The organism is Mesorhizobium sp. 1M-11 (genome assembly GCF_001303895.1).
Taxonomy (GTDB): domain Bacteria; phylum Pseudomonadota; class Alphaproteobacteria; order Rhizobiales; family Rhizobiaceae; genus Mesorhizobium.
Genome location: NZ_LJSD01000071.1, coordinates 17,331 through 28,618 on the forward strand (window position 1 = coordinate 17,331; position 11,288 = coordinate 28,618).

Annotated in this window: 17 protein-coding genes and 2 pseudogenes; 10 read left to right on the forward strand and 9 right to left on the reverse strand. The window is 62.7% G+C overall.

The window, feature by feature from the left end:
• Positions 1 to 3 precede the first annotated feature (3 nt).
• From merF to AO692_RS27800, 3 genes are read right to left on the reverse strand one after another with little or no spacing between them, the layout of a single operon-like run.
• Positions 4 to 243: a mercury resistance system transport protein MerF gene (gene merF / locus AO692_RS27790; RefSeq protein ID WP_054313288.1), complete on the reverse strand. Its 240-nt coding sequence runs from the start codon at positions 241 to 243 to the stop codon at positions 4 to 6.
• Between the two features lies 1 nt (position 244).
• Positions 245 to 538 (reverse strand): cation transporter, encoded by a 294-nt coding sequence (locus AO692_RS27795; RefSeq protein WP_054313289.1) that lies wholly within the window; start codon positions 536 to 538, stop codon positions 245 to 247.
• Positions 539 to 559: 21 nt separating this feature from the next.
• Positions 560 to 985: a mercuric transporter MerT family protein gene (locus tag AO692_RS27800; RefSeq protein WP_054313290.1), complete on the reverse strand. Its 426-nt coding sequence runs from the start codon at positions 983 to 985 to the stop codon at positions 560 to 562.
• 85 nt (positions 986 to 1,070) lie between these two features.
• Here AO692_RS27800 and AO692_RS27805 point away from each other — a divergent pair, with 85 nt between their 5' ends.
• Positions 1,071 to 1,514: a helix-turn-helix domain-containing protein gene (locus AO692_RS27805; RefSeq protein ID WP_054313291.1), complete on the forward strand. Its 444-nt coding sequence runs from the start codon at positions 1,071 to 1,073 to the stop codon at positions 1,512 to 1,514.
• Positions 1,515 to 1,607: 93 nt separating this feature from the next.
• Here AO692_RS27805 and AO692_RS27810 read toward each other — a convergent pair whose 3' ends face one another.
• A complete protein-coding gene (locus AO692_RS27810; RefSeq protein ID WP_054313292.1) occupies positions 1,608 to 2,243 on the reverse strand; it encodes an NrsF family protein in 636 nt (211 codons plus the stop codon).
• 266 nt (positions 2,244 to 2,509) lie between these two features.
• Between AO692_RS27810 and AO692_RS27815 the strand changes: the two genes are divergently transcribed.
• The 4 genes from AO692_RS27815 to AO692_RS27830 are packed head-to-tail and all read left to right on the forward strand — an operon-like array spanning position 2,510 to position 5,113.
• The gene (locus AO692_RS27815; protein ID WP_054313293.1) at positions 2,510 to 2,833 is read left to right on the forward strand and encodes a DUF2282 domain-containing protein; all 324 of its coding nucleotides are present in this window, start codon (positions 2,510 to 2,512) and stop codon (positions 2,831 to 2,833) included.
• A 36-nt stretch (positions 2,834 to 2,869) separates the two neighbouring features.
• Complete coding sequence (locus AO692_RS27820) at positions 2,870 to 3,796, forward strand: DUF692 domain-containing protein (protein WP_054313294.1); 927 nt, start codon at positions 2,870 to 2,872, stop codon at positions 3,794 to 3,796.
• 46 nt (positions 3,797 to 3,842) lie between these two features.
• On the forward strand, positions 3,843 to 4,586 hold the full coding sequence (locus AO692_RS27825; RefSeq protein ID WP_054313380.1) for a DNA-binding domain-containing protein: 744 nt from the start codon (positions 3,843 to 3,845) through the stop codon (positions 4,584 to 4,586).
• Positions 4,587 to 4,591: 5 nt separating this feature from the next.
• Positions 4,592 to 5,113 carry a DoxX family protein gene (locus AO692_RS27830; protein ID WP_054313381.1) on the forward strand — a complete coding sequence of 174 codons (522 nt, stop codon included), beginning with the start codon at positions 4,592 to 4,594 and terminating at the stop codon, positions 5,111 to 5,113.
• Positions 5,114 to 5,422: 309 nt separating this feature from the next.
• Here the strand turns inward: AO692_RS27830 and AO692_RS33795 are convergent, their stop codons facing one another.
• The 4 genes and pseudogenes from AO692_RS33795 to AO692_RS33810 form a co-directional block, all read right to left on the reverse strand.
• Complete coding sequence (locus AO692_RS33795; protein WP_244483531.1) at positions 5,423 to 5,635, reverse strand: hypothetical protein; 213 nt, start codon at positions 5,633 to 5,635, stop codon at positions 5,423 to 5,425.
• Entirely contained in the window at positions 5,571 to 5,936 is a 366-nt protein-coding gene (locus AO692_RS33800) for a LysR substrate-binding domain-containing protein (RefSeq protein WP_348271482.1), read from the reverse strand. Before AO692_RS33800 ends, AO692_RS33795 begins: the two co-directional genes overlap by 65 nt.
• On the reverse strand, positions 5,912 to 6,199 hold the full coding sequence (locus tag AO692_RS33805) for a LysR family transcriptional regulator (RefSeq protein WP_244483516.1): 288 nt from the start codon (positions 6,197 to 6,199) through the stop codon (positions 5,912 to 5,914). The genes AO692_RS33800 and AO692_RS33805 overlap by 25 nt, the downstream gene beginning before the upstream one ends.
• A 143-nt stretch (positions 6,200 to 6,342) precedes the next feature.
• Positions 6,343 to 6,441, reverse strand: a pseudogene (locus tag AO692_RS33810) (LysR family transcriptional regulator); the annotation flags it as partial.
• A 273-nt stretch (positions 6,442 to 6,714) separates the two neighbouring features.
• Between AO692_RS33810 and AO692_RS27840 the strand changes: the two are divergent.
• Positions 6,715 to 7,065, forward strand: coding sequence for a hypothetical protein (locus AO692_RS27840; RefSeq protein WP_200911800.1), 351 nt, complete (start codon positions 6,715 to 6,717; stop codon positions 7,063 to 7,065).
• 431 nt (positions 7,066 to 7,496) lie between these two features.
• Here AO692_RS27840 and AO692_RS27845 read toward each other — a convergent pair whose 3' ends face one another.
• Positions 7,497 to 8,540: an IS110 family transposase gene (locus AO692_RS27845; protein ID WP_054313382.1), complete on the reverse strand. Its 1,044-nt coding sequence runs from the start codon at positions 8,538 to 8,540 to the stop codon at positions 7,497 to 7,499.
• 209 nt (positions 8,541 to 8,749) lie between these two features.
• Between AO692_RS27845 and AO692_RS27850 the strand changes: the two genes are divergently transcribed.
• From AO692_RS27850 to AO692_RS27865, 4 genes and pseudogenes are all read left to right on the forward strand, one after another.
• Positions 8,750 to 8,932: a hypothetical protein gene (locus AO692_RS27850; RefSeq protein WP_054313295.1), complete on the forward strand. Its 183-nt coding sequence runs from the start codon at positions 8,750 to 8,752 to the stop codon at positions 8,930 to 8,932.
• 229 nt (positions 8,933 to 9,161) lie between these two features.
• Positions 9,162 to 10,136, forward strand: coding sequence for a DUF3991 and TOPRIM domain-containing protein (locus AO692_RS27855; protein WP_054313296.1), 975 nt, complete (start codon positions 9,162 to 9,164; stop codon positions 10,134 to 10,136).
• A gap of 127 nt (positions 10,137 to 10,263) precedes the next feature.
• Positions 10,264 to 10,866 (forward strand): DUF1419 domain-containing protein, encoded by a 603-nt coding sequence (locus AO692_RS27860; protein ID WP_054313297.1) that lies wholly within the window; start codon positions 10,264 to 10,266, stop codon positions 10,864 to 10,866.
• 9 nt (positions 10,867 to 10,875) lie between these two features.
• Positions 10,876 to 11,274 (forward strand): annotated as a pseudogene (locus AO692_RS27865) (DUF3085 domain-containing protein).
• Positions 11,275 to 11,288 lie beyond the last annotated feature (14 nt).

Consider the following 11,288-nt stretch of genomic DNA (forward strand, 5'->3'; position numbering starts at 1 on the left):
ACTTCAGGCTTCCTTCCGGTTCTCGTTCTCGCTGCTCGCCGGATCGGCCCGGCGGCGGTAGAGGCCCCACGCTATGAGTCCCAGGCTGACGGCGAGCAGCGAAAACGCCAACAGATCGGCGCTGGCGAGCCGCGCGCCCAGACCGACAAGCGGTAGGAGCACGGCGAGAATGGGCGTCACGCAGCAGATCGCGGCAACAATGGCGCCGGCGGAGCCGGTGCGGATCAGGGCGCGGTCATTCATCTCAGCTGCCCTGTTGCCGAGGGTGTGCGGGATAGCCGGCATTGGCGCTGGCAGCCGCGATGGCGTCGGAGTTCGTCTTCGTGTCTTCGAAGGTGACGGTCGCGGTCTGGGCCTTGAATGAGATGACCACATCCGAAACACCGGGGACCGCCGCCATCGACGTCTTCACGATGTAGGGGCAGGAAGCGCAGTACATGTTGTCGACGGCGAAAGTAACGGTGCGTTCAGCGGCGAAGGCGGCTGAAGCCGCCATGATCGGGCCGATCAGGGTGAGCGTGCTCAAGAGCTTGTTCATCGGGCAGGTCTCCTCTTGATATCAGGCGGAAAGCAGCAGCGGTGCGACGTAGTCGAAGGCGAAGGCGGCCGCGACGAGAACCGTTGCGATCCAGAGCGCGATCTGAACAATGCGATTGGAGATTGGGCGTGCGCAAGCAGCGTCGTCGGCGCAGGCTCGCCGCGGCTTCCAGTAGACGAGATAGAAGCCGTAGCCGAGGACGCCCGCTGTTCCTGAGACGAACAATGGCTTGTAGGGTGCAAGCGCGGTCAGATTGCCGATCCAGGCGCCGCCGACGCCGAAGCTGAACAGAACGAGTGGGACGATGCAGCAGGAAGAGGCCGCGAGCGCGCCGAGGAGGCCGCCAACGGCGACCAGGCGCTGCCGTCCCACCGCGCTTTGCTGCGACGCGGAGACCTCCGCTTCGGCCCGTGCGACCCCTGCCGTTCCAATTCGTGTTGCATCCATGTCCGACCTCGTTGTGCTTGCCGAAAACCTTATTGCGCCCTACCATGCGGTCTGTAGCAACTACAGAGTCAAGAGGGAGTCTGCGATGCGCGATCACGCTGGCGTGAAAGGCTTGCAGCGGGCTGAGTTCGCGCGGCGGACGGGCAGCAACCTGGAGACCGTGCGCTATTACGAGAAGGTCGGACTCTTGCCCGAGCCGCCGCGCACGGCGGCAGGCTATCGCAGCTACGACACGACGCACGAGCGGCGCCTTCGCTTCGTACTGCGGGCGCGTGAGCTCGGCTTCTCCCTGGATGAAATCCGTGAACTGCTGCGTCTTGTCGACGAACGGGACCGGCCTTGCGCCGAGGCGAGCACGATCGCCGCCGTTCACCTCGGCGACGTGCGGGCAAAGATCGCCGATCTGAAAAGCATGGAAAGAGTGCTGAAGGACGTAGTGGCCCAATGCGCCGGCGGCACGCGGCCGGAATGCCCGCTGATCGAGACATTGTTTCGCGATGGAAGTGGCCCTCATCGGACCAGCCCCTGATCTCGGGGGCTTCGTTCAATCCGGGCATCCCGAGATCCACGACTCGTCGGCGAGCTCGCCAGGCTGCAGTTCCGGGCGGATGAGGTTGCAGATCTACCAACGGATCAGTCGATGAGCGACCGTCGCTCCCAGCGCAGCCAAAATCGCGGCGGCGAGCGTGTACCACGTGGCCACGAACAGCAATGAATCGCTCGCGCAGTGAGCCGCGAAAAAGGTAGCGACGATGCTGCCTGCCAAAAGCCCCGCAGCCGCCCCCGCTATGGCCGGGCGTGTTGGCGCTCCCTGGCGTAGCGCCGCAACGACGATACCAAGAGGGGCGAGGCCGGCCAGAACGATGCCGGCAAGGCAGACGAAGCCGTTTGGATTGGTTGATACGGTGGACAGCATCGCCGAGCCCGGAAGGAAGTCGGCGACACTCCCCATCACGAGCAGCATGGGCGCAACCGTCAGATTTGCAGCAGCCGGACGCCAATCGTCCCCCGGTCGAGACAGCCGCAAGACAAGACCGAATGCGCTCACGCCCAGAGAGACCGTTGAGGCGAGCTTCCACGCGAACCCCGGTGTCTTGGCGACTATGGCGAGATCGGGCCTGATGCTGAATGTCAGGAGGACAATGGCTGCCGCAAGTGCAGTCGCAAGGACAGCCGCACGTCGCAAGGCGAGAGTAGGGTCAGGGGGCCACTGCCGCCTCTCTCCCGCAAGGGTTTCGATGAGCCTGTTCGTGTCCATCGCCACCACGAGATAACTGGCTCAGCCGCCTTGGACAGCCGAACAATGCCGACCTGCGAGCACTGAGTCATTCGCGGTGCCGACCTACGAAGCTTCCTCGCAATATTTCGCTAGTCGATGACGGAAAGTTACGCTTCGCCTTCAGAAAGGCGGAGATCACAGAATCGTGTGTTGGGTCGGCGTAACCTGCGGCCCGTTTCGACCGAATTATCTGTCACGCACGCCGCAATCCGCGTGCGAATAACCCCAATTTGGAGGATCACTTGATGTCTATGAGATTGACCGCAAGCGCTTCTGTCTTAGCTGGCGCCGTCGCGACGGCACTGGCGTCTTTTGCGGCGGCAGGGCCGCTGACGGAAGCGGAAGGAAGCGCGGCGATGGCCGCAGGCAAGGAGAAGTGCTACGGCGTTTCTCTCGCTGGTATGAACGACTGCGCGGCCGGACCTGGCACCACTTGCCAGGGCACATCGACCGTCGACTTCCAGGGCAATGCCTGGGCGTTCGTCGCGGGCGGCACGTGTGCCTCGATCAAGGCACCGGGCGACCGCACTGGATCGACGGAGCCGCTGACCCGCGACGTTCCGTCGTAAGCAAAAATCGAAGTGCCGGAAACGAAGGAAGAGCCGATGAACGATCTGGCTACTCACCGCGCCTCACTGGCGTCGGCAACCTCGCGCTTTCCGGCACATCCGATTGCCGGTCTTGCCGGCACCAGCTTCAAGCATGAGCATCTGCCGGCGATTCTGGCCGAGGGGAAACACGAAGGGTTCTTCGAGGTCCACGCCGAAAACTACATGGGTGCCGGCGGGCCGCCCCACGACGCATTGACCCGCATCCGCCGCGACCACCCCGTATCGCTCCACGGGGTGTGCATGTCGATCGGCGGGCCGCAGCCGCTAGACAAGATCCATCTCGGGCGTTTCAAGGTGCTCGTCGACCGCTACGAGCCGGCGCTTGTTTCAGAGCACCTGGCTTGGTCGACTCACGACACCACTTTCTTCAACGATCTTCTGCCGCTGCCATATACGCCGGTAACACTTGCGCGCGTCGCCGATCACATCGACGAAGTGCAGCAGACGATCGGCCGTCCAATCCTTCTGGAGAACCCATCGACCTATGTCGTCTTCCCGGAATCGACGATGAGCGAGACTGGTTTCATCCGCGAAGTCGCGCGAAAAACGGGATGCGGGCTTCTGCTCGACGTGAGCAACGTTTTTGTCTCGGCAACGAACCACGGCTACTCGCCGCTGGCCTATCTCGCAGCCTTTCCGCTGGATCAAGTCGGGGAAATCCACCTGGCGGGACATGCGCGGCAGACGGACGACGAGGGTGACCTTTTGCTGATCGATAGCCACGACGGTCCGGTCGCAGATGCGGTCTGGAAACTCTACGACCTCGTGATCGGCCGTTGCGGACCAAGGCCGACGCTGATCGAGTGGGACAGCGAAATTCCAGCTTGGCCGGTGCTTCGAGCTGAAGCCACCGCTGCTCAGGCAATTCTCGACCGCCACGCGGACTGCGTCGCCCAGGAGCGAATCCGTGCGTCCCATTGAACCTGGCCAGCCGGGCGGTTCCGATCCGGAATCCTCTTTCCCCGAGATGTTTGCCCGGGCGCTGCTCGACCCCGACTGCGAGACGCCTCCTGTTGTCGCCGGCCCACGCGGAAAGGCGGCGGCCAAGCGCTATAACGTGTACCGGAACAACGTCACGGTCAGCCTCATCAATGCGCTTGCGGCCATCTTTCCCGCCACGCAGCGCATCACCGGCATCGAGTTCTTTCGCGCCATGGCGCGGTTTCACGTGCGCGCCACACCGCCGGTTTCACCACTTCTTTTCGAATACGGTCGCGACTTTCCCGACTTCATCAAAGGCTACGAACACGCCCACTCGCTGCCCTGGTTATCCGACGTGGCACGGATCGAACGGGCATGGCTCGACGCGTACCATGCCGCGGATGCCGAGCCGTTGACGCCGCAGACCTTTGGGTCGGTCCCCCCGGAGCACTTAAGCGACTCCGTTTTGTTATCCCACCCGGCGACGCGCATCGTCCGCTCGCGCTATCCGGCAGTCACGATCTTCTCGGTGAACCGCGGGAGCGATCCCGTCGGACAGATCGAGGCGGCCGCCCCGGAGGATGCATTGGTGACGCGACCCAAGCTCGAAGTCGTCGTCCGGCAGCTTCCACCCGGCGGCGCGGTCTTTCTCACACATCTGATATCGGGCGAGCCGCTGGGTGCTGCCGCGTCTGCTGCGATGGCGGACAGTTCCGCGTTCGACCTCGCTGCCAACATTGCCGGAGTTCTCGCGGCGGGTGCGTTCATCGGGGTCAAGTTCGGAGGATGACGGGGATGGCTAGTGAACCGCGGCTTGCCGATGACAAAGGACGGAGCTGGATCATCGATGTTGTCGAGCGGATTACCGCCGTCATTCAGGCCATTGCTCAACCGTCCGTCACCCAATTCGCCCTGCGTTTTGGCCTTGCGGTGCCGTTTTGGCGGTCTGGCGTCAACAAATGGGACGGCTTCCTGCAACTAAACGACGTCGCGGTGTTTCTGTTCAGTTCGGAGTTCCAGTTGCACCTCCCGGGCGGCCCTTATCCCTTCCCGGCGCCTGCCGTGATCGCATTTGCATCCGGCTCGGCCGAGATACTGCTGCCCATCCTGCTGGTGCTCGGCCTTTTCTCTCGTTTCGCGGCCTTGGGACTTCTTATCATGACGATAGTCATACAACTCACGGTTCCAAGCGGTTGGCCGATTCATGTCACGTGGGCGGCAATGGCGCTCGGTATCATGGCTTGGGGTCCGGGCAGACTTTCGGTCGACCAGTGGCTTGAGCGTCTCACGAGCCGGCTGGCGAGGGATGCAAGCTAAAACGTGCAATCGCTCGCCGTGCGGCATAATTCGGCCGGAGAGACGGTGGCGCCCTGCAGTAGAGCAGATAGGCGATCAAGTTGCGGATGGGAACGAAACGCTGGCATTGCCTGGCTGAACCTGGACCGCTTCACGTTCCACTATCGGCATCGCTACCGTCGGGCCTCATCAGATCTGAAGCACTTGTCAGGGCAAGCCGGTCGAGCGTTGCTTTGAGGCGCGGGTCGGCGAAGTCGATGAAGGCGCGGATCTTCGGCGCAACGAGTCGGCTTTGAGCGTACACGAGGTGAACGGGCCGTGGCGTCGGCGTTACGTCATCGAGGATCGGGACCAGCTGCCGTCGCGGATATTGTCATGGACCATGTAGGAAAGAGCGATAGTGATCCCATGGTCCATTTCTGCAGCCTCGATGGCGGCAAGCGCATCGTTGATCCCGAATGTCGGATTAAGCACGATGCTACCCGGACCTTGTTCGTTGAAGCGCCATTCGCGATTGGGCATCAGGCCGGTGAAGGCAATCACCGAATGAAGTTTCAAAGTCTGCGGACGCGGTGGGCGTTCCTCGCCTGGCCAAATAGTCGGGGCTTGCGACTAGAACCCGGCGTACAGTTCCGATCCGCTTTGCAATCAGATTCGAGTCCGGCAAGGATCCGATCCGCACAGCCACGTCGATGCCTTCCTCGACGAGGTTCACGACCCGGTCGAGAAGCACCATCGATGCTGTGACGCGCGGATGCTGACCGAGGAAGCTGCAAACCACCGGTGCTAAGGCTGACCGCCCGAAGGTGACAGGCGCGGTTATTGCCAGATGTCCCTGCGGCACGGCGGTTTCGCCGGCTTCCCCCTTTCGGCCGCATCCAAATCCGCCAGGATGCGCTTGGCGCTTTCCATGAAGCGTTGGCCGGAATCGGTGATCGCAAGGCTACGCGTTGTGCGGTTGAAGACACGGACGCCAATGCGGTCCTCAAGTGCGGAAATCGCCCGCGTTACTGCGGGCGGCGACAGGCGTAGCCGGATTCCGGCCTTGGCAAAGCTGCCGGCATCGGCAACCGCGACAAAAACCTCGAGCTGATGAAGGCGATCCATTTTATTCCTCTACGGAGAATAATGAGTTTCACACATCGAGTATTCTTGCAAGAACGCGCGGGGCAGAGGGGCACCGTCGAATGCAACGACGCGGTCCCTGCCACCGCTCTCAGCCGCCTCTCGGCCGTAGCAGATGAATCTCGCAGCAGCGGCGCAGGCTTCGGCACGAGAATTGTCTCGATCGCATTTTCAGTCGCTGTGATCCGAATGGTACCAGCGGGATTTTCCCGAAGTTCGCTCACGAGCGCCCGATTCTCCCCATGCTGTCGTTGGGAATGAGCGCAATCCTCAAAATCGCTCGATCGCCCAAGGACTTCCTTTGGTATTGGAACAGTCGATCTCATCGCGTTGTCCGGATGTCTCGGTTGACGCATCGTATGCGCATACAGGGCGTCGCCCTTCGGGCCGGGCTGTCGGCTGCGCCGAAGCGCCGTGCCGGGTCTTCTCCCTTGCGGGCTGTCATCCCTGACGCGGCCAGAGAGATCATTGCGCGAGGAAGGGCAGGGCGGGAAAGCATGCTGGGTGCGCTACGACGCTGGATGGAGGCCCGAAGGGAAATCCGCCTGAGATGGCGGGCAGATGCGCGGCGTCTGGTGCAGCGTGACGAGGCCGGCGCCTATTACGAGGCGCAGCGTTTGGCCGCTCTGGCCTGGGCTTCAGGGCAAGCCGGCGAGTTCGTCCATTCGGCCAAGGTGGCGGCCGAAGTAGCGAGGACCTCGCCCCGTTCGCACCTGGATATCGCAGTGGTCCAGGCGATCGTCGACGATGAGACGCGCGCAGAAGGGCTTCTCGCAGCTATGACAATTGAACTGACGGCCGCGTCGAGATCGCTTCGGCAAGGCACGGAAGCCGTCCTTTCGACCTGAGGCGCTGGGCGGGACCGGATGTGTCCCGGTGCGGCATTGTGGTTCGGCGTCCGGGAAAAGAGCGCGCGAGATGCCGCGGACCACCTTCGCAGCAAGTCCGACCCCGCTCTTCATGGATGGCTTTCCTGATCCTCCGCCCGGCCTTCCACGATCAACCCGCATATGTGGAACGGCCCGCGGTGCAAGGATGCTTTTCAGTCGATTTCACCACATGAGGACGGTGCGGTCATATGTCCGGCCTGTTTGTGCGGTCATGACCGCTGGCCTCGATGAAGTCCGCGAAGCAGGTGGCTGGATCAAGGGGGCGCGCTTTGTGCGCGTCACGGGTTTCGGCCTGGCCTGTTTCGGGATTTCGTCCCGTGGTTCATCGTCTGTTTAGCACCTCGCTTCTGCCGGCTATTGCCGGTCAGCTCGTGTTGGCGGCCATGCGCCTATACGGCAACAGGTTCCGCCTCAGTTCCTATGGGATTCCGGTAGACTCCACCTCTGTTCAGCAATGCCCAGATCATCCGGGCGATCTTGTTGGCAAGCGCAACTGCCACGACCTTGAAGGGGCGGCGCGCGAGCATGTTCTTCAGCCATGGCCATACTCGGTCGCGATACCGCACATGGCGAAGGACCGATGCTGCTCCCGTCGTCAGTAACGATCGCAACACCGGGTTCCCCATCTTCGATATTCGGCCCAACCGCTCCTTGCCACCGCTGGAGTGCGCTTTCGGAGTCAGGCCAATCCAGGCTGCGAAGTGACGTGCCGATTTGAAGCCAGCGGGGTCGGGAACGAACGCCTTCACAGCCATGGCGATAATAGCGCCCACGCCGGGAATTGTCGCAAGGCGCCGCATCTCATCATCTTGCCGAGCTTGGACGACGATCTCACGCTCGAGCTTGTCGATCTGCGCGGCAAGCATCTCGATTTGATCGACGATTTCAGTGAGGGCAAAGCGCGCGGCTGGAGGCAGTCGAACATCCTCCTCTTCCCGGATGATGACTGCCAGTGCTTTGACGTTGGCGATCCCGGTCGGAGCGATAATGCCGAGCTCTCCCATATGAGCGCGTAGAGCATTAATCGCCTGGGTTCTCTGACGCACGAGCAAGGCGCGCGTTTTGAGCACCATCACCGCTGCTTGCTGCTCAGCCGTCTTGACGGGAACGAACCGCATCGTCTTTCGCGTCACCGCCTCGCTGATGGCTTCAGCGTCGGCAGCGTCGGTCTTGCCACGCTTGACGAATGGCTTCACGTACTGAGGCGGTAGCAGTCTGACATCGTGGCCGAGCGCAGCAATTTCACGCGCCCAATAGTGCGCACTGGCGCATGCTTCCATCCCGACCAGACACGGCGGCAATTTCTCGAAGAAGCGTAAAACCTCGGCGCGGCGGAGCTTCCGGTTGAATAGCGGCGCGCCTTCAGCGTCCGCGCCATAGGCCTGGAAAACGTGCTTCGCTAAGTCCAATCCAATAGTGGTAACATCTTTCACGGAACGGTCCCTCCTTGTGGCGTTTGCAACAACGACCACGTTCTTAGCACTTCGATGCTGTCGGAGCGGGCCGTTCCACCTCATCAAGGGGTCGGCTATGCGGAGCATGCCGCCGCTGTGGCTTCGCCTGCGCGGTGATCGCGGCCGGTTGAGGACACTGACGGAGCCATCGAGCGGGGATCGGCCTCGCTCCAAGGTGGAGCTCTCAAATGTCGCACGATCTTTCCCTCGCCCAGTCCCACGCATTTCAGCTCGCCCGCACCCTGATGGTCCCGGTCACACTGTTTCAGGTCGATGGAGAGTTCGGCGTCATGCTAAGCGATGAACTCGACGACGCCGACGTGGTGGTCATCCATGAGTACGATCCCCACCAGTACGGCCCGGCTCATTGAGCCGGGTTCGCCCTGGCGGGCGTGTGCCGCTTGCGAGCGGGCGGCCGCAAGGGAGGCTGCGCCGCGTCGGTTGATGTCACGGCGCTGCGCGCCCTGCATCTTTTGTCAGTTGCCAGACGCGCCCTTGCCCCCTTCGCTCTTCGCGGAGGCTGAGATGGTCCCGCGAGGTGCGGGAAGAGGAAACTCGAGCGGGAAAGGTCTGGCGTGGAGACGCGTCGGGAAGAGAAAAATGGAAAAGAAGGATATCGAGGAACTGAGGGAGCGCGTGCTCTGCGCGGCCGTGCTCGAAAAGGCCGGATTTGCGATCGATCTGAAAGAGAGCACACGTAAGGCCGTCAAATACCGGCGCGGTGACGACATCATAATCGTGATCCATGACGGTAAGGGTTGGTTCGATCCTCTCTCCGACGTCAAGGGCGATGTGTTCAACCTGGTCGAGCATCTCGACGACATCGGCTTCGCAGAGGTGCTCCAGCGGGTCTCGGAACTGGTCGGCTTCGTCCCGAAGGAGCCGATCTGGACGAGGCGGTCCCGCGAACGCGATCCGGACCTCGGAATTCCTGATCGCTGGCGTGTACGGCGTAGCCCATGGCGGAGCTCCATGACCTGGCGCTATCTGCGCGACGAACGTGGTCTTCCGGAGACCGTTCTCCGCGCCGCGATCCGGCAGGATCGGCTACGCGAAGGGCCTCGCGGCAGCATGTGGGCGGCGCATGTCGATGATGGCGGCGTCGTCACCGGCTGGGAAGAACGCGGGCCGGAATGGCGCGGTTTCGCCAGCGGCGGCGGAAAGGTGCTGTTCAGGCTCGGCCCTGTGACGGCGCAGCGCATCTGCATCACCGAGGCGGCGATCGACGCGATGAGCCTTGCCGCGCTCGAAGAACTGCGATCCGACAGCTTGTATCTTAGCACGGGTGGCGGATGGGCGCCGGCCACGGAGGCCGCCATTCGGGCGCTTGCGGCCCGTCTCGATGTGCAGCTCGTCGCTGCAACCGACAACAATGCGCAAGGCGAGGTCTATGCCGGCCGCATAGAGGCGATCGCCGTTGCCGCGAGCTGCGGCTACGAGCGGCTGAAGCCCGCCCGGGAGGATTGGAACGAAGAACTGCGCGATCAGAAGGAGGGAAAAGAACGGGGGACAGAAGAGGGAAACCCGGCTGCCGCATATCCGGCCGCCGCGTCAAGGGAGGCTTCGCTCGGCTAGCGCCGACCCTTGACCCGGCGGACCGGAGAGGCGGCCGCGGAGGAGGGTCCGGAAGGGCTGAAGTGAAGGAAAGATCAGTTGGGTCGCTCCCGCTTTCAGCCTCGGCAAGGCCGAAGGAGCCGCTCCCATGCTTCACCTCTCAATCCGCAAGATCTTCTTTGGATGCGCCGATCGGCGCCAGATGTTTCGCATGTTCGACCGTCACGCGCAGCGGCCCAACCGCTGGGACGCCGACGCGAGCGCGCTCTATGCGGGCGAATGGTTCGAGATCGGCGCGGTCGACCACGACTATATGTTCGAGATCCTGCCGCCGCTCTGGATGCGCGGCGATATGTTCGCGATGCGCGAATTCCTGACCGACAGCGTCACCAGTGTCTTCTTCGCGCTGACGATCGACGGCGAGGTCCGCCACTTCCACGGCTATTGCGATCTTTCCGACAGGGGTTCAGCCGTGCGGATGCGTGTCGCGATCATCGACCGGGAATCGCGGCCGGTGAAGGCGATGACGCGGCCCGAGCGCCTCGATCACATCTGGAGCGCCACCCACGATGATTTTCGCGGCTATGCCGGTGAACGCTGGCCGGAGACTGCACGCGGCAGGCGCACTATCACCGTCTACGGCGGAAGCCGGAGCACGCAGCTGAAGCTGCTCGACGATCTCACCGACGAAGAGATCTCCGCCAAGCTCCCGGTGCATCTGCGCTACCTCCCCGACGCGATCGCGGCGTGAGGGACGGCCATGTTCACGTTTCCCATTCTCGGCGTTCGTAAAGTCGTCGAACGCGGAAAGGCGGATGCCGCCGCCAATGGCGGATTCCGCAACCCGTAATACGGCCTCAAGCCCGGCACGGGCGAGATCCCCGGCCTCTGGCTGGTCGGAGACCAGGGGGTCTACATCATGTCGAACGGAAGACTCGCCGACGGCGACCGTCCGCTCGTGGTCTATTCCGACGAGTGCCACCCGGTCGGCAACCCCGACTGGTTTCACTACAAACACCGCCATTTCGGCGGCGACGACGGGATCGAATTCATCGACGCCGAGAGGCTTATCCCGCTGTTCGACCGGAATTTTTGCTGCACGCATCTGCACGTGCGGCTGACCGAGACAGAAATCTCGCTGTCCCTGATCGCCCGCTAGCCCGCTCTCACCCT

Excerpts from the sequence above, each read along its gene's own strand:
- merF (WP_054313288.1), bottom strand. The coding sequence starts at position 243 with ATGAATGACCGCGCCCTGATCCGCACCGGCTCCGCCGGCGCCATTGTT.
- AO692_RS27795 (WP_054313289.1), bottom strand. The coding sequence starts at position 538 with ATGAACAAGCTCTTGAGCACGCTCACCCTGATCGGCCCGATCATGGCG.
- AO692_RS27800 (WP_054313290.1), bottom strand. The coding sequence starts at position 985 with ATGGATGCAACACGAATTGGAACGGCAGGGGTCGCACGGGCCGAAGCG.
- AO692_RS27805 (WP_054313291.1), top strand. The coding sequence starts at position 1,071 with ATGCGCGATCACGCTGGCGTGAAAGGCTTGCAGCGGGCTGAGTTCGCG.
- AO692_RS27810 (WP_054313292.1), bottom strand. The coding sequence starts at position 2,243 with ATGGACACGAACAGGCTCATCGAAACCCTTGCGGGAGAGAGGCGGCAG.
- AO692_RS27815 (WP_054313293.1), top strand. The coding sequence starts at position 2,510 with ATGTCTATGAGATTGACCGCAAGCGCTTCTGTCTTAGCTGGCGCCGTC.
- AO692_RS27820 (WP_054313294.1), top strand. The coding sequence starts at position 2,870 with ATGAACGATCTGGCTACTCACCGCGCCTCACTGGCGTCGGCAACCTCG.
- AO692_RS27825 (WP_054313380.1), top strand. The coding sequence starts at position 3,843 with ATGTTTGCCCGGGCGCTGCTCGACCCCGACTGCGAGACGCCTCCTGTT.
- AO692_RS27830 (WP_054313381.1), top strand. The coding sequence starts at position 4,592 with ATGGCTAGTGAACCGCGGCTTGCCGATGACAAAGGACGGAGCTGGATC.
- AO692_RS33805 (WP_244483516.1), bottom strand. The coding sequence starts at position 6,199 with ATGGATCGCCTTCATCAGCTCGAGGTTTTTGTCGCGGTTGCCGATGCC.
- AO692_RS27840 (WP_200911800.1), top strand. The coding sequence starts at position 6,715 with ATGCTGGGTGCGCTACGACGCTGGATGGAGGCCCGAAGGGAAATCCGC.
- AO692_RS27850 (WP_054313295.1), top strand. The coding sequence starts at position 8,750 with ATGTCGCACGATCTTTCCCTCGCCCAGTCCCACGCATTTCAGCTCGCC.
- AO692_RS27855 (WP_054313296.1), top strand. The coding sequence starts at position 9,162 with ATGGAAAAGAAGGATATCGAGGAACTGAGGGAGCGCGTGCTCTGCGCG.
- AO692_RS27860 (WP_054313297.1), top strand. The coding sequence starts at position 10,264 with ATGCTTCACCTCTCAATCCGCAAGATCTTCTTTGGATGCGCCGATCGG.